Source organism: Mesorhizobium sp. WSM2240, assembly GCF_040438645.1.
In the GTDB taxonomy this organism is placed as follows: domain Bacteria; phylum Pseudomonadota; class Alphaproteobacteria; order Rhizobiales; family Rhizobiaceae; genus Allomesorhizobium.
Genome location: NZ_CP159253.1, coordinates 74,623 through 98,175, shown reverse-complemented (window position 1 = coordinate 98,175; position 23,553 = coordinate 74,623). Strand labels below are relative to the sequence as shown.

Sequence of the window (23,553 nt, the reverse complement as noted above, 5' to 3'; positions counted from 1 at the left end):
GACTGAAGAACCGAAAAGCAAGCGGACCGGCAAAACTTTTCGCGGGCCGTTTCAGGCCGGCCGACGCAGGCTGCCGCGGGCATCCTCGAGCCGCACCGGCTGGTCGGGAATGGTGACGGAAAAGACGGTGCGGCCGCCGACGCTTTCGACCAGATCGAGCGATCCGCCATGGGCGCGGACCAGTTCGTGTGCGATCGCCAGGCCGAGCCCGGTGCCGCCGCTGCGCGCCGAACCGCGAAACGCGGCGAAGAGATTATCCCTGGCCTTCTGCGGTAGGCCTGGGCCGGTATCGGCCACGAAGATGCGGCTGACGCTGCCGATCCGCTCGGCCGAGACCGAAAGCCGGTTGACCACCGCGCGCTCCCGATCCGCCGCCATCGCCTCCAGGGCGTTGCGGCAGAGGTTGGTGAGCACGCGGAACAGTTGCTCGGAATCGGCGTCCACCTCGAAACCCGGATCGACGGCGTTGACGAATTCGATGCCGCCGTCCGGGTCGATGCCGAGGAGTTCCTGCACGTCGTCGACCAGTTGCTTGAGCCGCAGCCTGCGGCGCGAGGGCGGCGCTTCCTGGGTACGGCCATAGGCCATCACCCCTTCCGAATAGGAGACGGCGCGGTCCAGCGTCCGCACCAGCTTGGGAATGAAGGACTGCACGGTCGGATCCTTCACCAGCCGCAGCCGGTCCGACATCAGTTGCGCCGACGCGAGGATGTTGCGCATGTCGTGGTTGATCTTGGAAACGGCAAGGCCGAGATCGGCCAGGTGCTTCTGCTCGCTGAGAGTCTTCTGCAACTGGCGCTGCATGCCGGCGAGTTCGCGCTCGGCGACGCCGATCTCGTCGGCGCGATCCTCCGGCTCGATGATGCGGCCGGGGTCGTCCGGCGCCCGTGAAAAGGCCAGCATCGAACCGGTCATGGCGCGGATAGGGCGGATCATGATGCGGTTTATGGCGTAGAAAACCAGCGTCGCCGTGATCAACGAAATCAAGAGCGACAGGAAAGCGACATTGCGCGAATAGACCAGCATGGCGCTGCGCAGCTTTTTGTCGGGCACGACGATCTCGAACTCCTTGTCGCTGTCGCCGACCTTGCCGAAAACCCGCAGCATGCGTCCGCCGCCGAAGAACAGCGTGTCGAGCGCGCCCATCATCGCATCCATCGGACCGGCCGCCGCGAGATCGATATGCTGATCGACCTGCGGCGGCATGTCGGCCACGACCAGAAGCCGCGACACGCCTTCGTCGCGAACCGCGATCGCCTTGGCTCCGATCGCCCTCAGCACGTCGTCCTGAACCGCGCGCGACAGGTTGGCCGCGCCGTCCTCGACAAGCACGGTCGACACGGCTGCCGCGGTGCCCAGCCGCTCCTCCAGCCAACGCAGCCGGAAGTTGGCGATCGAAGGCAGGAAGATCAGCACTTCGGCGATCAGCACGAAAAGGACAGTCAGCACCAGGAGCTTCAGCGAAAGGCCGCGCGATAGTGGCACGCTGCGGCCTCGGTCACTGCCGGCGCTTGTTTCTGGCGTGGTGTTCTCCGTCATGCTCTCCGTCTTCCGGCATGCCGCCGGTTCAGCCGAACAGGCGCAGCAACCCGATCAGCCGGCGCACCAGCGGCTTGCCCGCCGCACCTGCAAAATAGGTGATCGCCGCGCGTTTGCCAATTTCGCTCATGGTCGGATAGGGCGCGACATAGCCGGCCACTTCACTCAAGCGCAGGCCCCTCGAGAGAGCAAGTGCCCAGATATTGATCATCTCGGCCGCATTCGCCCCGACGATGGTGACGCCGAGTATCCTGCCGCGCGGGCCGGCGATGATCTTGATGTGTCCCTCGGTCCGGCGTTCGGCCTGGGCGCGGTCGTTCTCGGCATAGGGCCAGCGCAGGACGCGGATCTTCTTCCCCGCCTTTGCCGCATCCCCCTCGGTCATGCCGACATGGGCAAGTTCTGGGTCGGTGAAGGTCGCCCAAGGCACGGCGCCCAGTCTCTCGCGCGCCGGCAGCCGGAACAGCAGCGCGCGGATGACGATGCCGGCGTGATAATTCGCGACATGTGTGAATTGCAGCGAGCCGGCCACGTCGCCCACCGCATAGACGCGTCGGTTGGTCGTCCTCAGCCTGTCGGTGACCTTCAGACCCTTGGCGTCATATTCTATGCCGGCCTTTTCAAGGCCAAGACCGGCGACATTGGCGGCGCGTCCGGCGGCCACCAGCAAATGGGTGCCGTCCACAACTTGCCTTCGCTCCGCAGTCTCGACATGCACGCGGATGCCGGTCTTGTCGCGCTTCTCGACCCTGGCGACTTTCGCATTCTCGCGAATATTGACGCCCTCGGCGCGGATCTGCCTCAATACCAGCGCTGCAAGCTCGGGATCGTCCTTGCCGAGCGCACTTGCCGCCTCGAGCACGGTCACCCGCGATCCCAGCCGGCGATGCGCCTGCGCAAGCTCCATTCCGATGGGGCCGCCCCCAATCACGACCAAATGGCCGGGGCGTCGCGTCAGGTCGAAAACGCTCTCATTGGTCAGGTAGTCCACGCTGTCGATGCCCTCGATCTGAGGAACAAGCGGCGACGAGCCGGTCGCAACCACGAAACGGCGGGCGCGGATCTCGAAATCGCCGGCAATCACCGTGCGATCGTCCCGGAAGCGCGCTTCCGCCTTTATCACGTGGACGCCGAGCGCGGAGAAGCGGCCAACGGAATCATTGGGCGCAATCGCTTCGATCACGCCGTGGACATGACCGTTGACCTTCCGGAAGTCGATTTCGGGTTCGACCGCGCCGATACCGAACTTCTCGGCATGCCGCATCGAATGGGCCTGTTTGGCCGCGGCAATCAGCGCCTTGGAAGGGACGCAGCCATAGTTCAGGCAATCGCCGCCCATTTTGCCCTTCTCAACAAGCACCACGGGCACGCCGAAGGCCGCTGCGGCGGCGGCGACCGAAAGGCCGCCGGAACCGGCGCCGATGACACAGATATCGGGAGTAAGGACTTTCGCCATCGATCGCCTTTGCGGGGTACTGATTTTGAGCGGGTCCCCGCCGCTCAGGCCGTGCGCATCCAGAATTTCCTTACGACGGCGGCGAGAGCCGCGACAAGCGCGAGTGCGGCGAAGGCGATGGTGATCTCCGGCGTGACGAGATCGCCGACGGCGACTTCCCTGCCAGCCCGTCGCGCTGCGACAAGCACGCTGTCGACGCCTTGGCCGAGCCAGGCATAGGCGAAGGCGCCGGGCAGGATGCCGATCAGCGTCGCGACCACGAAAGTCCGAAGCCGCACGTTGAAGACGGCAGGGGCGATGTTTACGACGAAGAACGGGATGAAGGGGGCGATGCGCAGCACCAGCAGGTAACTGAAGGCGTCACGCTCGAAGCCTTGCGATAGCTTGGCCGCCGCGCCGCCAGCGCGCTCCTTCAGGAATCCGCCGAAGGCGGTGCGCGCCGCCAGGAAAATAGCTGTCGCGCCTACCGTCGCGCCGATGATGGCGAGCACGCCGCCAAACAGCCAGCCGAACAGGAAGCCCGAGAAGATGGTCAGGACCGAAGCCGCCGGAAAGGAGAAGGCCACCGCGACGGCGTAAAGCAGGGTAAAGCCGAGCGGCGCCGCGAACGGATTTGCCGAGACAAACGCCTTCAGGGCCAATCGGCTGTCGGCGAGGAAGTCCAGCGTGAGATAGCGATGCCAGCCCATCGCATAGCCGAAACCGAGGCCGGCCACGACGAGGAGCAGCGGCATGAAGCGCCAGCGCTTCGCCACGAGTTTCCGCCCCTTTCCGTCCTCGGCCATGCTTGTCGCGACTGCCTCCGTGGCCATTCGCCCTACCTTAAGCGATTTTTCCGCTGGTCAAGGCCCAGTTGATCGACAAAGAGGCCGCATGCAAGCGCATGATGCACCTCTCACCGCGTTTTGACCGGATCTTGCGTGACACTCACCCCTTCGTGACACGCTGATCGCAGTCTCAGGCACGTCGTCGTCCAACCGATCCGGACACAACTACGGCATAGATGAAGCGGCGCAGGCTCGCTTCGACAAAGGCTTCGATTCTCCCCTGCGGGTCGAAACTCCACCAGAGAAGCGAGCCTTGCCACTGCGATGCCGCCAGCAGGCCGATGCCTTGCGGCGCGTGCCGGACCTGCGAGAAGCAGTCGTCGAGAGAGCTTGTCAACGAAGCCTTCCAGGCCGCTCCGCGCGCCCGAAGCACAGGATCGCGGAGGTCTTCGCGCAGGACGAGCAAGCCCTCCGCATAGGTTTCGATCCCGCCATAGTCGCTTGACAGCGCCACCAGCAGTTCGACTGCGCCGTCCGGCGTTTTCGGAACCGTGGCCGCAAGCCTCGCGGTCTTCTCGTCAAGCCGATCCCAGGCGAGCAGTAGCGTGCTTTGCTTGAGGCCTGCCTTGCTCTTGAAACGCTGCACCAATGTCGCGGCGGAAAGGCCGCAGGCGCGGGACACGCTTTCGAATGTGAGCGCCTCAGGCCCTGACTCGTGCAGGAGCTTGAGCGCTGCTTCCAGAACTTGCTCGTCCGAGAGCGTCTTGGTGCGCGGCATCTTGACCTTTCCATTATAAGTGAATATTCATTTATATATTAATTGCCGGGAATGCCAGCCTGCAAGGACAGAAAAGCAGTTTTGGGAGAGTTCGATGACACTTCAAGGGAAAGTTGCCTTGGTCGCGGGCGCAACGCGCGGCGCGGGCCGCGGTATCGCGGTGGAACTGGGAGCCGCCGGCGCGACCGTCTATGTGACCGGACGTACCACGCGCAGCCAGCAATCCGAATATGCCCGTCCCGAAACCATCGAGGAGACGGTGGAACTGGTCTCCGCAGCCGGCGGCAGGGGCATAGCCGTCCAGGTCGATCACCTGATAGCGGACGACGTCCGGAAGCTGGTCGACCGCATCCGCGCCGAGCAGGGCAGGCTCGATGTGCTCGTCAACGACATCTGGGGCGGCGAGAAGCTTTTCGAATGGGACAAGCCGGTCTGGGACCACAACCTCCAGAACGGCCTGCGCATGCTGCGGCTCGGGATCGACACGCATCTGATCACGGCGCACTACGCCCTTCCCCTGATGATAGAGCGTCCGGGCGGTCTTCTGGTCGAGGTGACCGACGGCACCGCAGAGTACAATGCCGAGCACTACCGGCTCTCCCCCTTCTACGATCTCGCCAAGGTGGCGGTGACGCGCATGGCTTGGGCGCATGCCAAGGATCTCGCGCCGCATGGCGCGACCTCGGTTTCGCTGACGCCCGGATGGCTTCGTTCGGAGATGATGCTTGAGGCGTTCGGCGTCAGCGAAGAGAACTGGCGCGACGCGACCGCGAAGGTGCCGCACTTCGTGATCTCCGAGACGCCGCGCTTCGTAGGGCGCGCAGTGGCGGCCCTTGCGGCCGATCCCGACCGGGCGCGCTGGAACGGCCAATCGCTCTCCAGCGGCGGGCTGGCCCAGGTGTATGGCTTTACCGATCTCGACGGTTCCCGCCCCGATGCCTGGCGCTATGTCCCGGAGGTGCAGGACGCCGGAAAGCCGGCCGACGCGACCGGCTATCGGTAGGCCTCGTAAAAGCCGGGATTTCACCCTACCGCGGCGGCGATTGACTTCCGGAAACCTTGTTTCTATAAGCCCGCTCACGCTCGGGCCACGCGTCCGGCGCAGTTCCGATTGCGCCAAGACGGGCCGGCGAAGCTCCTGTTCACAAAAGTGACAGTCTCAAGAAGGGCCGCACGCCGCGGTATTAAAACAAATGAAGCGTACCTATCAGCCATCCAAACTCGTCCGCAAGCGCCGGCACGGCTTCCGCGCGCGCATGGCCACCAAGGGCGGCCGCGGCGTCGTCGCAGCCCGTCGCAACCGCGGCCGGAAGCGGCTGTCTGCCTGAGCGAAAGACGGGATCGTTGCCGGAAACCGGCAGGCCCGGCCTTCCCTCCCCCGCGCGGCTTCGCAAGCGGGCGGAATTCCTTGCCGTCCGGCGCGGTGAAAAGCGCCGCGGGCGGCTCTTCCTGCTGGAAGTTCTGAACCGCGGCGACGAGGGTCCGCCACGCGTCGGCTTCACGGTCACAAAGAAGACCGGCAACGCGATCCAACGCAATCGCGTACGCCGCCGTCTCAAGGAAGCCGTCCGCGTCCATGCCGCACGTGACATGCAGCCCGGCAATGATTATGTGATCGTCGGGCGCGACGACGTTCTCGACGCCCCTTTCGGCCAGCTTGCGGCCGAGCTCTCTCGCCGCATCCGCGCAACGCGCTAAGCTAAGGTCACGGACTAAAGGCCACGATGGAAAACAACCGCAATTTCTTCATTACCATCGCGTTGTCGGTGCTGATCCTTACGCTGTGGCAGGTGTTCTACATGAACCCGCGCATCGAGGGCGAGCGCGAGCTGGCGCGCATCGAGGCCGAGCGCGTCGAGGCCGAGAAGAAGGCCGCCCAGCCGGCCGCGCCGGGAGCTGACGGAACGGCGACGCCCGCTGCCCCTTCGGGTACCGTGCCTGGCCTCGCCGGAACCGACGGCGCAACGCCCGCCGGGCGCGACCAGGCGGTGGCCGCCTCGCAGCGGGTCGCGATAGACACACCGAGTCTTTCGGGCTCGATCAATCTTGTCGGCGCGCGCATCGACGATCTGCGCCTCAAGCATTACCGCCTGACGGTCGAGAAGAACTCGCCGAACATCGAGCTTCTCAACCCGTCGGTCCTGCCCAATGGCTACTATGCCGAAATCGGCTTCGTCGGCAACGAGGCGACCGGATCGGTCCCGCGGCACGACACCGTCTGGACAGTCGAGGGCAACCCGACGCTGACGCCGGCAACGCCTGTCACCCTCTCCTACACCAACGACAAGGGCCTGACCTTCCAGCGCACCATCGCGGTCGATGCCGACTACATGTTCACGGTTTCCGACACAGTGACCAATTCCGGCGCTGCCCCCGTCTCGCTGTCGAATTATGGCCGCGTGACCCGATTCGACAAGCCGACCACCGCCAGCATCTGGGTACTGCACGAGGGCCTGATCGGGGTTACCGGCGAGGAGGGCCTGCAGGAGATCGACTATTCGACGATCGAGGAAGAACGCCAGATCGTGCCGGGCAAATCCACGGACGGCTGGCTCGGCATCACCGACAAATACTGGGCGGTCACGCTGGTTCCGTCGGGCAAGCAGCCCTTCCAGCCGCACTTCAACTATTTCAGCGACGCCCGCAGCCGCTTTCAGGCTGACTTCCTGACCGACGCCATGACGGTGGACGCCGGCCAGTCCGCGACGGTCGAGACACTGGTCTTTGCCGGCGCCAAGGAAGTCGCGCTGATCGATGCCTATGAGAAAGGTCGCAACATCCGCCAGTTCGAGCTTCTGATCGACTGGGGCTGGTTCTATTTCATCACCAAGCCGATGTTCTATCTCATCGACTGGTTCTACCGCCTGCTCGGCAATTTCGGCTTCGCCATCCTCGCGACCACCGTCGTCGTCAAGGCCGTCTTCTTCCCGCTCGCCAACAAGTCCTACGCGTCGATGGCGAACATGAAGAAGGTGCAGCCCAAGATGCTGGAGATCCGCGAAAAATATGCGGACGACAAGATGAAGCAGCAACAGGCGATGATGGAGCTCTACAAGACGGAAAAGATCAATCCGCTGGCCGGCTGCTGGCCGGTCCTGATCCAGATCCCGGTCTTCTTCGCGCTTTACAAGGTGCTCTACATCACCATCGAGATGCGGCACGCGCCGTTCTTCGGCTGGATACAGGATCTGGCGGCGCCCGATCCGACGTCGCTGTTCAACCTGTTCGGCCTGCTGCCCTTTGCGGTGCCCGAATATCTGCTCATCGGCGTCTGGCCGCTGATCATGGGCGTGACCATGTTCCTGCAAATGCGCATGAACCCGACGCCTCCGGACCCGACGCAGGCGATGATCTTCGCCTGGATGCCGGTGGTGTTCACCTTCATGCTGGCTTCCTTCCCGGCAGGTCTGGTCATCTACTGGGCGTGGAACAACACGCTGTCGATCATCCAGCAGGGCGCCATCATGAAGCGCCAGGGCGCCAAGATCGAGCTCTGGGACAATCTGGTCGGAATATTCAAGAAAAAGCCCAGTCCGGCGGAATAGCCAGCGGGCCTAGGCATTGCAGAGGAAGCCCCGGTTCGCCGGGGCTTTTTCATACAGACGCAACGACGCACCTTTAGCCCTGCCGGCTATCGGCACGGCGGATCGGATGGCTATAATGGCCGCGTACCCCCTCACTTCCATAGAGCGTTCCATGCAAGGCCCCAACCCAGCGATAAAGCACCCGATCCCGATGCATCCGCGCGTCGGCTTCCTGAAGTCGCTCGTCACCGCCGAGAACATCGAGATCGGCGAATACACCTATTACGACGATCCGGACGGCCCTGACCGCTTCGCCGAGAAATGCGTGCTGCACCATTACCCCTTCATTGGCGACAAGCTGATCATCGGCCGCTTCTGCGCCATTGCCGAAGGTGCGCGATTCATCATGAACGGCGCTAATCACGCAATGTCGGGGTTTTCGACCTATCCGTTCAACATCTTCGGCCATGGCTGGGAACAGGGCTTCGACGTCAGGACCTGGGAGGCGGAAAACCGCGGCGACACTATGCTCGGCAATGATGTGTGGATCGGCATGGAGGCGGTGATCCTGCCCGGCATCACCATCGGCGACGGCGCGATCGTTGCGGCCAAATCCGTCGTCACGCATGACGTGCCGCCCTATGCGATCGTGGCCGGCAATCCGGCCAAGGTGGTCAAGATGCGCTTCGACAGGATGACGGTCATGCGGCTTCTCGCCATTGCATGGTGGAACTGGCCCGTCGATAAGCTCACGCGCAACCTCGACGCCATTCGCGGCGCCGACATCGACCGCCTGGAGTCAGCAGTTTGAGCGAAGCAGCACGAAACGGCGCAACAACAGTCGCAAGCGAATTGTTTGCCGCCCCATGGGTCTTCATTCGCGGCGTCCCGTCGATGAAATTCCTGCCGCCGGAAGGACCGGTCGAGATCGCATTCGCCGGCCGCTCCAATGTCGGCAAATCGTCGCTGATCAACGCACTTGTCGGCCAGAAGGGCCTCGCCCGCACCTCGAACACGCCGGGCCGCACGCAGGAGCTCAACTATTTCGTGCCGGACGGCTATTCCGGCGAAGGCTCCGATCTGCCGCCGATGGCGCTGGTCGACATGCCGGGCTACGGCTACGCCACCGCGCCCAAGGAGAAGGTGGACGAGTGGACCAAGCTGGTCTTCGACTACCTCAAGGGCCGCGTGACGCTGAAGCGCGTCTATGTGCTGATCGATGCCCGCCACGGCATCAAGAAGAACGACGAGGAGGTGCTGCGGCTGCTCGACAAGGCTGCGGTGTCCTACCAGATCGTGCTGACCAAGACCGACAAGATCAAGGCCGCCGGCGTGCCGCGGCTGATCGCCGAGACGCTGGAAAAGATCCGCAAGCGCCCTGCCGCCTTCCCGACTGTCATCGCTACGTCTTCGGAAAAGGGCGAAGGCATGGACGAGCTTCGCGAGGCGATCGCGCTGGCGGTCCGGGGCGGGTGAGAAATCGATCGAAAATTCGCTCTGCCGAGTCGTATGGCGTGGCTTTCGAGAACCGGAGCGCGGCGGACGTTCGGGTCCGTGACCTCCAGAGGCGGCGAAAGCTGCGTCAGACGGCCGGCAGAGTAGGATTTGCGGCGATTTCTAAGCCGTAGCCGGCTTGAACGTCAAAGCCAGCCCATTGAGGCAGTGGCGCTTGCCGGTGGGCGGCGGGCCGTCGTCGAATATGTGTCCGAGATGGCCGCCGCAGCGGCGGCAATGGACTTCGGTCCGCGTCATGAACAGCGAATTGTCTTCCTTGGTGCCGATTGCGCCCGGCAGCGAATCCCAGAAGCTCGGCCAGCCGGTTCCGGACTCGTATTTCGTCTCCGAAGGATAGAGGGGAAGATCGCAGCCGGCGCAGTGGAAAGTGCCCTTGCGCTTCTCATTGTTGAGCGGGCTGGTGCCGGCAGGCTCTGTGTCCTCCTCGCGAAGCACAGCGTATTGCGCATCGCTCAGCAGCGCGCGCCATTCCTCTTCGGTCTTGGTCACCTCGAAGGATTCCGCCCTGGCGTCGGTCGGCGCGCCCATGCGCCAGAGCGCCGTCGTTGCGCCGAGGAGCGCGACGGCTGCACCGGAAAACAGGAAGCTGCGTCTGGTCATGGCTCTCTCCTTTGGTTCCGGTCTTGGAGCATTCCCGAACCGAAGGTCGCGTAGCAAAAGTTGCAGACTTTCGGACAAGATCATGCGGCTAATAACCGCTCGGTCACTCACGGCCAAATCAACTCCGATTGACTGCAACCGATAAGCGCCCCGTTCGCATCGGCGCTTATCATTTGCCCGTCATGATCTTTGCCGCTAAGTAACCGCCGATTCCAGCTCCGGGGATAGCCTGATGATACCGACGGACATTGCTGCCACCGCCGCCGAACAGGCGCACCTGCTTTCCGCCGCGCTGCCTTACATGCAGCGCTACGAGAACAAGACCGTGGTGGTGAAATATGGCGGCCACGCAATGGGCGACGCGGCGCTCGGCCAGGCTTTCGCCCGCGACATCGCGCTTCTGAAGCAGTCCGGCGTAAACCCGATCGTCGTGCATGGCGGCGGGCCGCAGATCGGAGCGATGCTCAACAAGATGGGCATCGAATCGAAGTTCGAGGGCGGCCTGCGCGTCACCGACCGCAAAACCGTTGAGATCGTCGAGATGGTTCTGGCCGGCTCGATCAACAAGGAGATCGTCGCGCTGATCAACGCCGAGGGTGAATGGGCGATCGGTCTCTGCGGCAAGGACGGCAATATGGTCTTCGCCGAAAAGGCCAAGAAGACGGTCACCGATCCGGATTCCAACATCGAGCGCGTGCTCGATCTCGGCTTCGTCGGCGAGCCGGTCGAGGTCGACCGCACCTTGCTCGACCTTCTGGCGCGGTCCGAAATGATACCGGTCATCGCGCCGGTGGCGCCCGGCCGCGACGGCCACACCTACAACATCAACGCCGACACCTTTGCCGGCGCCATCGCCGGCGCGCTCGGCGCGTCGCGCCTGCTGTTTCTGACCGACGTTCCCGGCGTCCTTGACAAGGACAAGAACCTCATCGACGAGTTGACGGTGGCGGAAGCCCGCTCGCTGATCCGCAACGGCACGATTTCAGGCGGCATGATCCCGAAGGTCGAGACCTGCATCGAGGCGATCGAGCGCGGCGTCGAGGGCGTCGTCATCCTCAACGGCAAGACGCCGCACGCAGTTCTGCTTGAGCTCTTCACCCAGCACGGCGCCGGCACGCTGATCGTGCCGTAGGTTGCCGTCGTGCCGGTAGTGTTTCGTCACAAGGGCTTTCGGTTTCTATTCGAACGAGGGAGATCCTCGCGAACCCGCTCATATCCATGCGCTCAGGGATGGAGTGGATGCCAAGTTTTGGCGATGAACAGGTGCGTCTCCTGAGCTTGCCGATGGGCGAGGCTCGCTGCGCTCGCACCTCAGGATGAGGGAGGTGGGGCTCCGCCAATCACGAAGACTGACCTGCACGGCCGTTCGTCTTCATGAGCCTGCACATCGGTCCTCATCCTGAGGTGTGAGCGCAGCGAACCTCGAAGGATGCACAACAACCATCCTCACCCCCGCAAATGCCCGAGCGGCACGTGACCCGGCCCCTTGATGTTCTGCAATACAAGCTGCGTGTGGACGTCGCGCACACCGGAGAGCCGCATCAGCCGATGCATGACGAAGGCATTCAAGTCGTCGACCGACGGCACCATTACATGTAGCAGGAAATCGTAATCGCCGGTCATCGTCCAGCAGGCCGACACCTCGTCCATGCGCTGCACAGCGGCGATGAACTTTTCCGGCGATTCATCGCTGTGGCTGGTTAGCCGGACCTGGATGAACACTTCGACCATCAGTCCGATTGCGCGGCGGCCGATCCGCGCCGAAAATCCCTTGATGATGCCGGCCTGCTGCAACGCTTCGAAGCGCCGCGCGCAGGGCGTGTTGGAAAGGCCGATCTCCTGCGCCAGTTCCGAGACGGGCTTGCGCCCATCGTGCTGCAGGATCTCCAGCATCCTGATCTCGAATTCGTCGAATTGAGGCAAGTTCACTCCCGATCCCGGCTTTTGTTGCGAACCTTACCTCATTTTTCCTCCAACGGCGACATCCGGGGAAACATTCACTCGCGAACCGGGCGTATCCTGTCGGCAGATCGGCCTTGAGCCCTCGAAATGAGGAGGAACTTATGGAAATCAGCGTTCAGGATTATGCGCGCGAATGCGCCGACAAGGGTCTGCGCGGCAACTACGCCGTCTGCCGCTCCGACTTCACCGTCGAACAGGAATACGACTACACCGATGCCGAGCAGGAAGTCTGGCGCATCCTGTCCGACCGCCAGACCAAACTTACGAAGCGGCTGGCGCACAAATACTATCTGGACGGCGTCGAAGCCCTCGGCCTCATCGACCGAATCCCGGACTTCGACGAAGTTGGCCGGAAGCTGCGCAAGCTCACCGGCTGGGAACTCGTGGCCGTGCCTGGCCTGATCCCGGCTCCGGCCTTCTTCGACCATCTCGCCGAGCGCCGCTTTCCGGTCACCAACTGGCTGCGCAAGCGCGAGGAACTCGACTACATCGTCGAGCCCGACATGTTCCACGATTTCTTCGGCCACGTGCCGGCGCTGACACAGCCGGCCTTCGCCGACTTCATGCAGATGTACGGGCAGAAAGCGGAAGGCCTGATCGAGCTTGGCGGCGGCGATATGATCGAGCGGCTCTATTGGTACACGGCCGAATTCGGGCTGATGCAGGAGGGCGGCCAGGTCAAGGCCTTCGGCGCTGGGCTGATGTCGTCGTTCAGCGAGTTGCAGTTCGCTGTCGAAAGCCCCGACGCGCACCACGTGCCGTTCGACCTCGAAACCGTCATGCGCACGGTCTACGAGATCGACAAGTTCCAGCGCGCCTATTTCGTGCTGCCGTCGTTCTCGGTATTGAAGGATGGCTTCGAGAATTCCGATCTCGCCGCGATCATCGCACGCTGGAAGGACGCACCGGTGCTCGATCCGGCAACGATCTGAAAATGGCTAGGCGCCCGCGCTGCAGCTCGACTTGGCGTCGATGCCGGCGCGGACGCCCGTTCCCCCCGCGGGAACTCAGAAACTGCTCATGGTTGCCGGCGATTTCCATGCCGTCGGGATAATCATCGCCGTGCGAACTGCATCCGGAGAAAGCTCCGGCGTGGCGCGCGTTTCGTTCTGGCTTCGGCATGGAGTGGCTCCGTCTGCGGCAAACGCCCCGCTTCGGATCGGGACGCTCACGACGGATGTAGCCAGATCCATGCCAAATGCGGTTTACGCGTGGATGCTGAAGGCTCTTGCCAAGAATATGCCTTCCGCGTGATTAACGCGCCTGCGTCGGGTGCATTCGATAGGCGCGCTCAGCCGACCAGGAGAAGCAGCAGAATACCGCCGACGATCAGCAGGCAACCTGCTGTTTCCAATGCATTTATCTTCTCCTTGAAGAAGAAGATCGACGACGCGAAGGTGAACAGCATTTCTATCTGCGCCAGCGCTTTTACGATCGCCGCCTGCTGCAGGGTCATGGCCATGAACCAGCCGAACGAGGCGGAAGCGCCGACCAGGCCGACGAACAGCGCGGGTCGCCAGGCCCTCGCAATGTGTCCTATTTCAGCACGATCGCGGAACACCATCCACGCGCCCATCACCAGCGTTTGAAACACGATGACGAAAGCAAGCGTGACGGCCGCCTGCATCATGAAGTTCGGACCGCCGAGCGCCAGCGACGCCGCGCGGTAGGCCACCGCCGATACGCCAAACAGCGTGCCGGAGGCGAGGCCGATAAGCGAATTGCGCGAGACGACCGACGAAACCAGCGTGCGCCAGCTGACTGCCATATGGGCGACCGAGATCAGCATGACGCCGAAGACGCTGACGGCGATGGCCGACAGCACGCCCGCAGTCACCCGCTCGCCGAGGAAAATGAGGCCGAATAGCGCCGCCTGCGCCGGCTCGGTGCGCGAATAGGCGGTGCCGACCGCGAAGTTGCGGAACGAGAACAGATAGACCAGCAGGAAGGTCGCAGCGATCTGGCCCAGCCCGCCGATAACCATCCAGGCGAAGAATTTGCCGTTGACGGTGGGCAGCGGGTAGCCGGCGAAGCGGTTGAGCGCGAAGACGAAGAACAGCGCGAACGGGACGCCGAAGCCGAAGCGCACGAAGGTGGCGCCGGTCGTGCCCATCACGCCCTTCAGGTGCTTCTGCGCGGCCGACCGCAGATTCTGCAGGAAGGCTGCAGCGATAGTGATCGGTATCCAGAGTTCCATGCGTCTTTGGCGGCCGCTCTTTGAATGCGACCGAAACGTCGCGGTTCAGCCTTTAGGCCAACCGCCGCATGCAGGGCAAGCCGCCTGACCGGCAAGCAGTATCGGCTATGGTGGCGAGCCGGCCCATTGCAACGCTATCGGCTGCGAATAGCGAGCATCTTTTTCATCGAAGGAGCTGCATGAAACACGTAATTCTCGCGTTCATAGAATGGGATTGCTTCCTTTCGGGCATCGAGAAATACGGCTGTCATTTCCCGAGCGCGGGCATCTTTCTCAGCAAATGACATCAAGGCCCGTCCGGCACCACTCCCGCGGACTTCGGCGTCGACCACAAGGTCGTCCACATGAAGGTGCGGGCCCCGCGCCAGCGTATGTACCGGCCGCATTCCCATTACGCCAATGAGTTTGCCATCCCGATACGCGCCGACAAGCTCGTAGCCGGAGTACGACTGCCGCCGCACCCTATGCAGAAATTCTTCTTCGTCCAACGAACGCAGTTGAGAGATTATAGGGAACGCGTCGGGCCACTCAGCCGGAAGGAGCCTTTTGACTAACACCACGGTTTCTCTGGTCCACGCTTCTCTGGCTTAAGTTCAAAGGTAACTACCGAAAGCACGACTCGATGTGAAGGGTCCGCCTGATCGGCAGGTAGTGTCGGCTATGGGTGTGGAAGGCGGAAACCCAGGAACGACCGCTTTCAGAGTTTTCCTTGACCTGGAGCAGCTCAAGCCTCAGCGCGCAGCCTCACGGACGGTCTGCAGCAGAACTTCGAAAGCCGGCGACCGCGCCGTGTCCGTGCGCATGGTCAGGCCTACGGGCCCTCTCGTATCCGCCGTATCGACCGGCAGAACGGCAAGCGTCCCGTCGGCCAGTTCGGCGGCGACCACGCCTTCCGAGATCACCCAGACCGCATCGCTAGCCCTCAGGAAAGCGCGTCCGAAACTGTCTGATACGGTTTCGATCTCGGTTGCGATGGCAGGCATGCCGTTGGCGATCAGGAACCGTTCGACGAATGGCCGGATAATCGATCCGCGCGTCGGCATCAACACCGGGAAATCGCCAATCCGCGCGAAAATATCCTGACCGGTTTCGAGCAGCGGATGGCCGTTCCTCACCGCGAAAACAACCTTCTCCGAATAGAGGTGCTCGAAGAAAAAGCCGCTCATTCTCTCCGGAGCGGCGAGCCGGCCGACGACGAGATCGAGTTCGCCGAGCCGGAGTTGTTCCAGCAGCACCGAATTCTCGCCCGTCACGATCTTGATGGTGCTGCCGGTGCCCTGTTTCAGGAAGAGCGAGATGGCCCGCGGCATGATCTGCGCCGAAACGGTCGGCAGCGCGCCGATGCGCAGCGGCGGCCCCTCGCCTTCATGCGCATTTGTCACGGAATCGACGCCCTGCCTCACCGCGCTGAGCGCCATGCCGGCATGACGCAGGAATATCTCCCCGTGGCGCGTGATACGGATGCGCCGACCCTCGCGTTCGAACAGAGCTACGCCGAGCGTCTCCTCGAGTTCGCGGATCGTCTTGGTCACCGCCGGCTGGCTGACATGCAGGAGATTTGCCGCCCCGACCACGCTCTTCTGGCGCGCCACTTCTAGGAAAGTGCGCAGATGGCGGAGCTTGATGCGCGCATCGATCATGCTACCTGATAACCTACAGGTTATCGAACTGGCAAAAGAAATGATTTTACGAAACCGAAAAAGCATATCAATTTGAAGAAAGGGAGGAGCCTGGATGCAGTTCACCGACATTGGCGGCGTCACGCTTCATTACGAACACAGGGCCGGCGGACCGGGAAAACCGCTGATCGTCTTTGCAAACTCGCTCGGCACTGATTTCCGCATCTGGCGCGAAGTCGTGGACGACCTCGCCGCGAACTTTTCCACGCTCTGCTACGATATGCGCGGCCACGGCTTGTCCGGGCTCGGTGCCCCGCCCTATGCGATCGCGGATCATGTCGCCGATCTTTCCGGCCTGCTCGATTTTGTCGGTGCGCGCGATGTCATCGTCTGCGGGCTTTCGGTCGGTGGGCTCGTCGCGCAGGGGCTCTACACCATCCGCCCCGAGATCGTGCGCGCGCTCATCCTCTGCGACACCGCCCATAAGATCGGAACCGCGGAATCCTGGAACGCGCGCATCGACACGGTGCGGCGGAGCGGCATCGATTCACTCGCCGAAGGCATATTGAAGCTCTGGTTCACGCCGTCCTTCCACGCCGAGAGGCCAGCGCTTCTTGCCGGTTGCCGGGCGATGCTGGCGCGGCAGCCGGTAGAGGGCTATGCGGGTACCTGTGCAGCGGTGCGCGACGCCGACCAAACGGAGGCTGTTAGGCGGATCGAAGTGCCGACGCTCTGCCTTGTCGGCGATCAGGACGGCTCGACGCCGCCGCCGCTGGTCCGCTCGATGGCGGATCTGATACCAGGCGCGGAGTTTGCGGTTATCGAAAATGCCGGGCACATCCCCTGCGTGGAGCAACCGGCGCAACTCGTGGCGAGAATCCGTGAATTCCTCGCGCGCAAACAGCTTGGAGGCCTTGCCGATGCATGAAGCCGGACAGGCGGACCGCTATAGCCTCGGCATGGCCACCCGGCGCGCCGTGCTCGGCGACGCGCATGTAGACCGCGCCGAAGCGGCCAAGACCGAATTCGACCAGCCGTTCCAGGATCTCATCACCGAGGCGGCCTGGGGCCATGTCTGGTCGCGCCCGAACTGGACGCAGCGCGAGCGGTCAATGGTCACCATCGCGCTGCTGGCCGCGCTCGGCCATTTCGAGGAGGTCGCTATGCATGTCCGAGCCACCGCCAATACCGGCGCCAGCCGCGAGGACATTTGCGAGGCCATGCTGCATGTGGCGATATATGCCGGCGTGCCGGCGGCCAACCAGGCGATCAAGATCGCCAAGCAGGTATTCGAGGAGATGGACGGCGAGGGCGAGCAGCGATGACGGAGCGCATATCGAACCGCAGGCCCGAGACCGGCGCATTCTTCCGGCGCGATCTCAACTCTCATCCGCCGGCCTATACACCGATCTACAAGACCTCCGTGCTGCGTTCGCCGCAGCGGGCGCTGCTGTCGCTCGACGGGACGCTGTCGGAAATCACCGGACCGATGTTCGGGCACAATATTCTCGGCGAATTCGACAATGATCTGATCCACAATTTCGCCAAGCCCGGCGAAAGCGCAATCGGGCCGCGCATCGTCGTCTACGGCAAGGTCCTCGACGAGCGCGGCAAGGGCGTTCCCGGCACGCTGCTCGAATTCTGGCAAGCCAATGCCGGCGGTCGCTACCGCCACAAGAAGGAAGGCTACATCGTGCCGCTCGATCCCAATTTCGGCGGCTGCGGGCGCACCATCACCGGCGAAGACGGCTCATATGCCTTTCGGACCATCCAGCCAGGCCCCTATCCGTGGCCGAACGGCCCGAACGACTGGCGACCGGCGCATATCCATTTCTCGATCTTCGGCCACGGCTTCGCGCAGAGGCTGATCACCCAGATGTATTTCGAAGGCGACCCGATGATCTGGCAATGTCCGATCGTGCGGACAATTCCCGACCGCGCGGCGATCGAGCGGCTGGTCGCGGCGCTGGACATGGAGGCCACGATTCCGATGGATGCGCGCGCCTACAAGTTCGACATCGTGCTTCGGGGCCGCCGCTCGTCGCTGTTCGAAAACCGGCTGGAGGGCAATTGATGGTTCAAAGCCTCGACAGGCTGAAGGAAAGCCCTTCGCAGACCGCCGGGCCCTACGCCCATATCGGCCTGACACCGAACTTTTCCGGTATTTCCGGCGTCTATGACGGCGATCTCGGCACTGTAATGGTCAACGAGAAGACCAAGGGCGAACGCATTACCGCAAAGATCAGAGTGATCGACGGCTCCGGAACGCCGCTCAAGGACGCGGTGGTGGAAATCTGGCAGGCCGACGCCGACGGTCTCTACAATTCGCCTTCGGAAATGCGCGGGACCGCCGATCCCAATTTCACCGGCTGGGGCCGGCAGGCGACCGACATGACCACCGGCGAATGCCTGTTCGAGACAATCAAGCCCGGCCGCGTGCCGTTCCCGGACGGGCGGCTGATGGCACCGCACATCACCATCTGGATCGTCGCGCGCGGCATCAATATCGGTCTGCACACCAGGATGTATTTCGGCGACGAGGAAGCGGCCAATGCCGCGGATCCGGTCCTGGCGCGCATCGAGCACCACGTCCGCGTAGCGACGCTGATCGCGCCGCGCGACGGCGACGCCTACACATTCGACATCCATCTGCAGGGCGAGCGGGAAACCGTCTTCTTCGACATCTAGAGATGGCTGTTTCGGCTTTCGATCACCCCCTGCTCTCCGGCCTGTTCGGCGACGAAGAGGTCGAGGCGCTTCTCGGGCTTGAATCCGAACTCGCGGCGATGCTCCGGTTCGAGATCGCGCTTGCGGAGGCCGAGGCGGAGGTTGGCGTGATTCCGGCGGAAGCCGCGCGCGCCATCGCCAATGCTCTCGCCGGCTTCAAACCCGACATAGCCGCGCTCCGCAATGGAGTGGCGCGCGACGGGGTCGCGGTCCCCGAACTCGTCCGGCAGATGCGCGAAAGGATCGGGACGCCTCAGGCAGACCGGCTGCATTTCGGCGCAACCAGCCAGGACGTGATCGACACGGCGCTCGTTTTGCGGCTGAAGCCGGTGCTGGATTTGTTCGAGCGCCGGCTGGACCGCCTGGCGGAACGTTTCGACCAATTGGACAAGCGTTTCGGCAAAAACCCGCTGATGGGCCGCACGCGCATGCAGGCGGCGATCGAGATCAGCGTCGGCGACCGCATCCGAAGCTGGCGCGAGCCGCTCGTCCGCCACAAGGCTCGGCTCGAGGCGTTGCGGCCGTCGCTCCTTGCCGTCCAGTTCGGCGGCGCGGCCGGCACTCTCGACAAGCTCGGCGGCAAAGGCGCTGCGGTCCGGGCAGCGTTGGCTCAAAAACTCGGCCTTTCGGACGTTCCACAATGGCAGAACCAGCGCGACCGCATCGCTGAATTCGCAGGCTTCCTATCGCTGTTGACCGGCAGCCTCGGCAAGGTCGGCGAGGATATCGCCCTGATGGCGCAGGCCGGCGGCGAGATCGCGATGGGCGGCGCCGGCGGCTCCTCGGCGATGCCGCACAAGCAGAATCCCGTCGCAGCCGAAATCCTGGTCACGCTGGCAAGGTTCAACGCCACCCAGATCTCGGGCATGCACCACGCGCTGGTCCACGAGCAGGAGCGCTCCGGTTCGGCCTGGTCGCTGGAGTGGCTCATCCTGCCGCAGATGATTGTCGCGGCCGGCTCAGCGCTGCGTCTTGCGGCGGAACTGGCCGGCCGCGTCGACCGGCTCGGAGCATAGCCGATATGCATGTCGCCGTTTCCCGGAGAAGCCGTTGCGCACGCAGGTCCTGATCGTCGGTTCCGGCCCTTCCGGTTTGCTGCTCGGCCAATTGCTCGCCAGCATCGGCATCGACAATGTCATCCTTGAGCGCGTCGACCGCGACCATTTGTTGAGTCGGGTACGCGCAGGCGTGCTCGAACAGGGGACGGTCGAATTGCTCGACGAGGCGGGCGCGGGGGAGCGCATGCACGCCGAGGGACTGCCCCATGACGGTTTCGCGCTCGCCTTCGACAACCGGCTGCACCGCATCGATCTCCACGGGCTGACCGGAAAGAGGGTGATGGTCTACGGCCAGACCGAAATGACCCGCGACCTCGTCGAAAAGCGCGAGCAGTCCGGGCTTATGACCGTCTTCGAGGCTGCGAATGTCGCGCTGCACGATATTTCCGGCAGCCCCTTCGTTACTTACGAGAAGGACGGGCAATCGCACCGCATCGACTGCGACTTCATCGCGGGATGCGACGGCTATCACGGCGTCAGCCGCAAATCCGTGCCCGAGGGCGCGCTGCGCAGCTTCGAGCGCGTATACCCCTTCGGCTGGCTCGGCGTTCTGGCCGAAGTGCCGCCTGCCAGCCACGAGCTGATCTACGCCAATCATGAACGCGGCTTCGCGCTCTGCTCGATGCGCTCGATGACCCGCAGCCGCTACTACATCCAGTGCCCGATCGGCGAGAAGGCGGAGGACTGGAGCGACGACCGCTTCTGGGACGAGTTGCGCCGCCGTCTGCCTGAAGAGAGCGCGGCCGCCGTCACGACCGGCCCCTCATTCGAAAAGTCGATCGCGCCGCTGCGCTCCTTCGTCGCCGAGCCGATGCAGTTCGGCAAACTGTCTCTGGTCGGCGACGCCGCGCACATCGTGCCGCCGACAGGGGCCAAGGGCCTGAACCTCGCAGCCAGCGACGTGCGCTATCTGTTTTCGGGCCTGCGCGAATTCTACGCAGACGGTTCCACGGCCGGCATGGACGCCTATTCGGGCCGCGCACTGGCACGGGTCTGGAAAGCGGTTCGCTTCTCCTGGTCGATGACCACCATGCTGCACAGCTTCCCGGAAGCCGGCGCATTCGGCCAGCGCATCCAGGAGGCTGAGCTCGACTATCTCGTCCACTCTCGCGCTGCTTCTACAGCACTCGCGGAAAATTATGTCGGCCTGCCCTATTGAACGTCAGGATCGAGGCATGCCTTTCGGCCGCAAATGCCTCTTCTGCGCCGCGATCCTGAACGGCGCGTTCGGAGCGCCGTAGCCGCGGTAGCCGCCGCGCCGCTCGACGATCTCGAAGAAGAAGCCCTCGCCGTAGTTGGGGCTGTATAGCTGGAAGTACTCGCCGCTGTCGTCGCGATCATAGAGGATGTTCTCCGCCCGCAGCCGGTCGGCGAGATCGGGATCGAGGCCGAAACGAGCCTCGACGTCATCATAATAGTTCGGCGAAATGTGCAGCGGCTCGAAGCCGTTTGCCCGAAGCACGGCGGCGGCGGCAAAGATATCGTTCGCGCCGAAGGCGACATGCTGGACGCTGGAGCCAAAGGATTCGTTGATGAAATGTCCGGCGAAGGTGCGGCGGTTTTCGGCGCCGTTCAGCGTCAGCCTCAGGCTGCCCTCGTCGTTTTCGATGACCTGGCTGCGCACCACGCCCGCCGGATCGATGATGTCGACCATCGGCGGCTTCCGGGTCCTGAAAATCGCCGTGTAGAAGAGCAGCCAGGTCAGCATCTCCTCATGCAGCATGGTCTGGCCGACATGATCTATGGCGGTGAGGCCGACGTCCTGCGGCGCATCGTCATCCGTGACAGGGACGAACTCGGTCTCCCACACGCGGCGCAATTCCGACGTCTGGTCGATGAAGTAGATGACGCCACCGCCGACGCCGCGGATCGCCGGTATGGTCAGTTCGCCCGGCCCGACCGGCTGGCTGAATATCTCTGCGCCCAGCGCGCGGGCGCGCTCCACGGTCGCGGCGGCGTTCTCGACCTTGAGGCCGAGCGCGCAGACCGACGTGCCGTGGACGACGTAGGAGGAATGCGCGAAACCCTCCCGCTCGGTGTTGATAACCAGATTGATGTCGCCCTGCCGGTACAGCGTCACGTCCTTGGAGACGTGCTTTCCGGATTTCCTGAAGCCCATGCCGCGGAAGAAAGCCGCAAGTTCCTGTCCCTCCGCCTCGTTGGCGGCGAATTCGATAAACTCGACGCCACCGACCGCGATGCGGTCCGGCATTTCAGGCAGGTCGGCGGCTGCCGCCGGTTCGTCACGGCGGACCTGGTCCATGAGGTATATCAGCGAGCGGCGGCCATCGACCGAGATCGATTTCGGCGAGCCGCCACGGAACTGGTCGTTGAAAATTTCCAATGAGAGATAACCGTCGTAGCCGGTAGCCGCCACGGCGCGCATGAAGTCGCGCACCGGCAAATCGCCTTCGCCCGGCATATTGCGGAAGTGCCGGCTCCAGTAGATCAGGTCCATGTCGATCTGCGGAGCGTCGGCAAGCTGGACGAGAAACAGCTTGTCTTTCGGGATGGCGCGGATTGAGCCGACATCGACCTTGCGCGCCAACGTATGGAAGGAATCGAGGATCAGCCCGACATTGGCGTGGTCGGCTCGGCGCACGATCTCCCAGGCGTCGCGATGATCGTTGATGTGCCTGCCCCAGGCCAGCGCCTCGTAGCCGACGCGCAGGCCTCGCGCTGCAGCACGTTCACCGAGTTCGCGAAAATCATCCGCCGCGCGATCGATGCCTCCGAGCGAGACCGAGGAAACATTGGAGCAGACCAGCATCAGCTCCGCGCCGAGTTCCTGCATCAGGTCGAACTTGCGTTCGGCGCGGTCGAACGCGCGCGAACGATGCGGCTCCGGCATACCCTCGAAATCGCGGAACGGCTGGAAAAGGGTGATCTCGAGGCCGGCGTCGCGCACCATGCGGCCGGCTTCGGCGGGTGAAGCATCCGAGGCCAGAAGGTCATTCTCGAATATCTCGACGCCGTCAAAGCCGGCGGCAGCGATGGCGGCAAGCTTTTCGGAGAGGTCACCGCTGATCGAGACGGTTGCGATCGAGGTTTTCATCGGCTTCGATCCTCCGGTGGCAGGATTTCTCAGGCCACGCTTTTCTGTGTCGAGCCACCGAGGAAGAGCTGACCGACCCGAGGATCGGCTAACAACGCGTCGGCGCGGTCGTGCATGCGGCGCTGGCCAAGTTCCAGGACGATGCCGTAGTCCGACATCGCCAGCGCAGCCTTGGCATTCTGCTCGACCATCAGGATCGTGACGCCGTTGTCGCGCAGCTTCTTAAGCGTCTGGAACACTTCCTGGACGAGATTGGGCGACAGGCCGATTGAAGGTTCGTCGATCAGGATCAGCTTGGGATCGAGGAGCAGCGAACGGGCAATCTCGAGCTGCTTCTGCTGGCCGCCGGACAGCGCGATGGCCTGCTGGTTCCGTTTCTCGCGCAGGATCGGGAACTGGTCCATCACCTCTTCAATGCGGCGCTTGACCAAACTCTGGTCCTTGGCTGTGATGCCGCCGAGTTCGAGGTTGTGCAGCACCGAAAGCTGAGGCACGACGTTGCGCCCCTGCGGCACATAGGTGACGCCATGCGCGATCATCTGCGCCGGCGCCTGGCGCGTCACATCCCTGCCGTCGAGGAGAATCTGACCGGAGTGGATGTTGAGCAGGCCGAATATGGCCTTGAACACGGTCGACTTGCCGGCTCCATTGGGGCCGATCACGGTGGTGATGGTGCCTTTGTCGATCTTGAACGAGACGCCGTTCAAGATCGTCATCTTGCCGTAGCCGCCGAAAAGCTCCTTCAGTTCCAGCATA

At 63.3% G+C, this 23,553-nt stretch carries 25 protein-coding genes and 1 pseudogene; 15 read left to right on the top strand and 11 right to left on the bottom strand.

All coding sequences use genetic code 11. The features are described 5' to 3' along the window. Nucleotides 1-51 precede the first annotated feature (51 nt). From ABVK50_RS00525 to ABVK50_RS00510, 4 genes are all read right to left on the bottom strand, one after another. Nucleotides 52-1,539 carry a HAMP domain-containing sensor histidine kinase gene (locus ABVK50_RS00525; protein ID WP_353643306.1) on the bottom strand — a complete coding sequence of 496 codons (1,488 nt, stop codon included), beginning with the start codon at nt 1,537-1,539 and terminating at the stop codon, nt 52-54. Nucleotides 1,540-1,567: 28 nt separating this feature from the next. Continuing rightward, nucleotides 1,568-2,995 carry an FAD-dependent oxidoreductase gene (locus tag ABVK50_RS00520; protein ID WP_353643307.1) on the bottom strand — a complete coding sequence of 476 codons (1,428 nt, stop codon included), beginning with the start codon at nt 2,993-2,995 and terminating at the stop codon, nt 1,568-1,570. Nucleotides 2,996-3,039: 44 nt separating this feature from the next. Further along, nucleotides 3,040-3,807, bottom strand: a complete 768-nt coding sequence (locus ABVK50_RS00515) for a TVP38/TMEM64 family protein (protein ID WP_353643308.1) — start codon at nt 3,805-3,807, stop codon at nt 3,040-3,042. A 145-nt stretch (nt 3,808-3,952) separates the two neighbouring features. Continuing rightward, nucleotides 3,953-4,540, bottom strand: coding sequence for a helix-turn-helix domain-containing protein (locus ABVK50_RS00510; protein WP_353643309.1), 588 nt, complete (start codon nt 4,538-4,540; stop codon nt 3,953-3,955). Between the two features lie 94 nt (nt 4,541-4,634). Between ABVK50_RS00510 and ABVK50_RS00505 the strand changes: the two genes are divergently transcribed. The 6 genes from ABVK50_RS00505 to yihA all read left to right on the top strand — a co-directional run bounded on the left by ABVK50_RS00505 (nt 4,635) and on the right by yihA (nt 9,540). Next, a complete protein-coding gene (locus ABVK50_RS00505; RefSeq protein WP_353643310.1) occupies nt 4,635-5,543 on the top strand; it encodes an SDR family oxidoreductase in 909 nt (302 codons plus the stop codon). Between the two features lie 190 nt (nt 5,544-5,733). Next, nucleotides 5,734-5,868 carry a 50S ribosomal protein L34 gene (gene rpmH / locus ABVK50_RS00500; protein ID WP_008833937.1) on the top strand — a complete coding sequence of 45 codons (135 nt, stop codon included), beginning with the start codon at nt 5,734-5,736 and terminating at the stop codon, nt 5,866-5,868. A gap of 16 nt (nt 5,869-5,884) precedes the next feature. Then, on the top strand, nt 5,885-6,238 hold the full coding sequence (rnpA, locus tag ABVK50_RS00495; RefSeq protein WP_353643311.1) for a ribonuclease P protein component: 354 nt from the start codon (nt 5,885-5,887) through the stop codon (nt 6,236-6,238). A gap of 26 nt (nt 6,239-6,264) precedes the next feature. Then, nucleotides 6,265-8,085, top strand: coding sequence for a membrane protein insertase YidC (gene yidC / locus ABVK50_RS00490; protein WP_353643312.1), 1,821 nt, complete (start codon nt 6,265-6,267; stop codon nt 8,083-8,085). 151 nt (nt 8,086-8,236) lie between these two features. Continuing rightward, complete coding sequence (locus tag ABVK50_RS00485; protein WP_353646058.1) at nt 8,237-8,875, top strand: CatB-related O-acetyltransferase; 639 nt, start codon at nt 8,237-8,239, stop codon at nt 8,873-8,875. An 83-nt stretch (nt 8,876-8,958) separates the two neighbouring features. After that, on the top strand, nt 8,959-9,540 hold the full coding sequence (gene yihA / locus ABVK50_RS00480) for a ribosome biogenesis GTP-binding protein YihA/YsxC (protein ID WP_353646059.1): 582 nt from the start codon (nt 8,959-8,961) through the stop codon (nt 9,538-9,540). A 141-nt stretch (nt 9,541-9,681) separates the two neighbouring features. Here the strand turns inward: yihA and msrB are convergent, their stop codons facing one another. Next, nucleotides 9,682-10,179, bottom strand: a complete 498-nt coding sequence (gene msrB, locus ABVK50_RS00475; protein ID WP_353643313.1) for a peptide-methionine (R)-S-oxide reductase MsrB — start codon at nt 10,177-10,179, stop codon at nt 9,682-9,684. 232 nt (nt 10,180-10,411) lie between these two features. Between msrB and argB the strand changes: the two genes are divergently transcribed. Then, nucleotides 10,412-11,311 carry an acetylglutamate kinase gene (argB, locus tag ABVK50_RS00470; RefSeq protein ID WP_353643314.1) on the top strand — a complete coding sequence of 300 codons (900 nt, stop codon included), beginning with the start codon at nt 10,412-10,414 and terminating at the stop codon, nt 11,309-11,311. Nucleotides 11,312-11,384: 73 nt separating this feature from the next. Next, nucleotides 11,385-11,438, top strand: a pseudogene (locus ABVK50_RS00465) (hypothetical protein); the annotation flags it as partial. 187 nt (nt 11,439-11,625) lie between these two features. On the opposite strand, the gene ABVK50_RS00460 reads toward ABVK50_RS00465, so the two are convergent. Beyond that, on the bottom strand, nt 11,626-12,102 hold the full coding sequence (locus ABVK50_RS00460) for an Lrp/AsnC family transcriptional regulator (RefSeq protein WP_353646060.1): 477 nt from the start codon (nt 12,100-12,102) through the stop codon (nt 11,626-11,628). A 140-nt stretch (nt 12,103-12,242) separates the two neighbouring features. On the opposite strand from ABVK50_RS00460, the gene phhA reads away from it, so the two are divergent. Further along, nucleotides 12,243-13,073 (top strand): phenylalanine 4-monooxygenase, encoded by an 831-nt coding sequence (gene phhA / locus ABVK50_RS00455; protein WP_353643315.1) that lies wholly within the window; start codon nt 12,243-12,245, stop codon nt 13,071-13,073. Nucleotides 13,074-13,432: 359 nt separating this feature from the next. Here the strand turns inward: phhA and ABVK50_RS00450 are convergent, their stop codons facing one another. The 3 genes from ABVK50_RS00450 to pcaQ form a co-directional block, all read right to left on the bottom strand. Continuing rightward, a complete protein-coding gene (locus ABVK50_RS00450; protein ID WP_353643316.1) occupies nt 13,433-14,338 on the bottom strand; it encodes a DMT family transporter in 906 nt (301 codons plus the stop codon). Nucleotides 14,339-14,472: 134 nt separating this feature from the next. Further along, nucleotides 14,473-14,895 (bottom strand): GNAT family N-acetyltransferase, encoded by a 423-nt coding sequence (locus ABVK50_RS00445; protein ID WP_353647054.1) that lies wholly within the window; start codon nt 14,893-14,895, stop codon nt 14,473-14,475. Between the two features lie 174 nt (nt 14,896-15,069). Continuing rightward, on the bottom strand, nt 15,070-15,978 hold the full coding sequence (gene pcaQ, locus ABVK50_RS00440; RefSeq protein WP_353643318.1) for a pca operon transcription factor PcaQ: 909 nt from the start codon (nt 15,976-15,978) through the stop codon (nt 15,070-15,072). Between the two features lie 94 nt (nt 15,979-16,072). On the opposite strand from pcaQ, the gene pcaD reads away from it, so the two are divergent. The 6 genes from pcaD to pobA are packed head-to-tail and all read left to right on the top strand — an operon-like array spanning nt 16,073 to nt 20,901. Then, nucleotides 16,073-16,885 (top strand): 3-oxoadipate enol-lactonase, encoded by an 813-nt coding sequence (gene pcaD, locus ABVK50_RS00435; protein WP_353643319.1) that lies wholly within the window; start codon nt 16,073-16,075, stop codon nt 16,883-16,885. Continuing rightward, nucleotides 16,878-17,282 carry a 4-carboxymuconolactone decarboxylase gene (gene pcaC, locus ABVK50_RS00430; RefSeq protein ID WP_353643321.1) on the top strand — a complete coding sequence of 135 codons (405 nt, stop codon included), beginning with the start codon at nt 16,878-16,880 and terminating at the stop codon, nt 17,280-17,282. The genes pcaD and pcaC overlap by 8 nt, the downstream gene beginning before the upstream one ends. After that, nucleotides 17,279-18,031 carry a protocatechuate 3,4-dioxygenase subunit beta gene (gene pcaH, locus ABVK50_RS00425; RefSeq protein ID WP_353643322.1) on the top strand — a complete coding sequence of 251 codons (753 nt, stop codon included), beginning with the start codon at nt 17,279-17,281 and terminating at the stop codon, nt 18,029-18,031. Before pcaC ends, pcaH begins: the two co-directional genes overlap by 4 nt. Beyond that, a complete protein-coding gene (gene pcaG / locus ABVK50_RS00420) occupies nt 18,031-18,645 on the top strand; it encodes a protocatechuate 3,4-dioxygenase subunit alpha (protein ID WP_353643323.1) in 615 nt (204 codons plus the stop codon). Before pcaH ends, pcaG begins: the two co-directional genes overlap by 1 nt. A 2-nt stretch (nt 18,646-18,647) precedes the next feature. Beyond that, nucleotides 18,648-19,700 (top strand): 3-carboxy-cis,cis-muconate cycloisomerase, encoded by a 1,053-nt coding sequence (locus tag ABVK50_RS00415; RefSeq protein ID WP_353643324.1) that lies wholly within the window; start codon nt 18,648-18,650, stop codon nt 19,698-19,700. 34 nt (nt 19,701-19,734) lie between these two features. Beyond that, entirely contained in the window at nt 19,735-20,901 is a 1,167-nt protein-coding gene (gene pobA / locus ABVK50_RS00410; protein ID WP_353643325.1) for a 4-hydroxybenzoate 3-monooxygenase, read from the top strand. A gap of 3 nt (nt 20,902-20,904) precedes the next feature. On the opposite strand, the gene ABVK50_RS00405 is transcribed toward pobA, so the two are convergent. After that, nucleotides 20,905-22,797, bottom strand: a complete 1,893-nt coding sequence (locus tag ABVK50_RS00405) for a bifunctional sugar phosphate isomerase/epimerase/4-hydroxyphenylpyruvate dioxygenase family protein (RefSeq protein ID WP_353643326.1) — start codon at nt 22,795-22,797, stop codon at nt 20,905-20,907. 29 nt (nt 22,798-22,826) lie between these two features. Beyond that, nucleotides 22,827-23,552, bottom strand: coding sequence for an ABC transporter ATP-binding protein (locus ABVK50_RS00400; RefSeq protein ID WP_353643327.1), 726 nt, complete (start codon nt 23,550-23,552; stop codon nt 22,827-22,829). Between the last annotated feature and the right edge of the window lies 1 nt (nt 23,553).

What these genes read in the sequence shown, in the direction of transcription:
- msrB (WP_353643313.1), bottom strand. Translation starts at nt 10,179, where the DNA reads ATGACCAGACGCAGCTTCCTGTTTTCCGGTGCAGCCGTCGCGCTCCTC.
- rpmH (WP_008833937.1), top strand. Translation starts at nt 5,734, where the DNA reads ATGAAGCGTACCTATCAGCCATCCAAACTCGTCCGCAAGCGCCGGCAC.
- ABVK50_RS00520 (WP_353643307.1), bottom strand. Translation starts at nt 2,995, where the DNA reads ATGGCGAAAGTCCTTACTCCCGATATCTGTGTCATCGGCGCCGGTTCC.
- ABVK50_RS00485 (WP_353646058.1), top strand. Translation starts at nt 8,237, where the DNA reads ATGCAAGGCCCCAACCCAGCGATAAAGCACCCGATCCCGATGCATCCG.
- ABVK50_RS00450 (WP_353643316.1), bottom strand. Translation starts at nt 14,338, where the DNA reads ATGGAACTCTGGATACCGATCACTATCGCTGCAGCCTTCCTGCAGAAT.
- phhA (WP_353643315.1), top strand. Translation starts at nt 12,243, where the DNA reads ATGGAAATCAGCGTTCAGGATTATGCGCGCGAATGCGCCGACAAGGGT.
- ABVK50_RS00405 (WP_353643326.1), bottom strand. Translation starts at nt 22,797, where the DNA reads ATGAAAACCTCGATCGCAACCGTCTCGATCAGCGGTGACCTCTCCGAA.
- ABVK50_RS00510 (WP_353643309.1), bottom strand. Translation starts at nt 4,540, where the DNA reads ATGCCGCGCACCAAGACGCTCTCGGACGAGCAAGTTCTGGAAGCAGCG.
- yidC (WP_353643312.1), top strand. Translation starts at nt 6,265, where the DNA reads ATGGAAAACAACCGCAATTTCTTCATTACCATCGCGTTGTCGGTGCTG.
- pcaQ (WP_353643318.1), bottom strand. Translation starts at nt 15,978, where the DNA reads ATGATCGATGCGCGCATCAAGCTCCGCCATCTGCGCACTTTCCTAGAA.
- pcaD (WP_353643319.1), top strand. Translation starts at nt 16,073, where the DNA reads ATGCAGTTCACCGACATTGGCGGCGTCACGCTTCATTACGAACACAGG.
- pcaG (WP_353643323.1), top strand. Translation starts at nt 18,031, where the DNA reads ATGGTTCAAAGCCTCGACAGGCTGAAGGAAAGCCCTTCGCAGACCGCC.
- ABVK50_RS00515 (WP_353643308.1), bottom strand. Translation starts at nt 3,807, where the DNA reads ATGGCCACGGAGGCAGTCGCGACAAGCATGGCCGAGGACGGAAAGGGG.
- yihA (WP_353646059.1), top strand. Translation starts at nt 8,959, where the DNA reads ATGAAATTCCTGCCGCCGGAAGGACCGGTCGAGATCGCATTCGCCGGC.
- ABVK50_RS00505 (WP_353643310.1), top strand. Translation starts at nt 4,635, where the DNA reads ATGACACTTCAAGGGAAAGTTGCCTTGGTCGCGGGCGCAACGCGCGGC.
- pcaH (WP_353643322.1), top strand. Translation starts at nt 17,279, where the DNA reads ATGACGGAGCGCATATCGAACCGCAGGCCCGAGACCGGCGCATTCTTC.
- ABVK50_RS00400 (WP_353643327.1), bottom strand. Translation starts at nt 23,552, where the DNA reads ATGCTGGAACTGAAGGAGCTTTTCGGCGGCTACGGCAAGATGACGATC.
- argB (WP_353643314.1), top strand. Translation starts at nt 10,412, where the DNA reads ATGATACCGACGGACATTGCTGCCACCGCCGCCGAACAGGCGCACCTG.
- pcaC (WP_353643321.1), top strand. Translation starts at nt 16,878, where the DNA reads ATGCATGAAGCCGGACAGGCGGACCGCTATAGCCTCGGCATGGCCACC.
- ABVK50_RS00525 (WP_353643306.1), bottom strand. Translation starts at nt 1,539, where the DNA reads ATGACGGAGAACACCACGCCAGAAACAAGCGCCGGCAGTGACCGAGGC.
- ABVK50_RS00415 (WP_353643324.1), top strand. Translation starts at nt 18,648, where the DNA reads ATGGCTGTTTCGGCTTTCGATCACCCCCTGCTCTCCGGCCTGTTCGGC.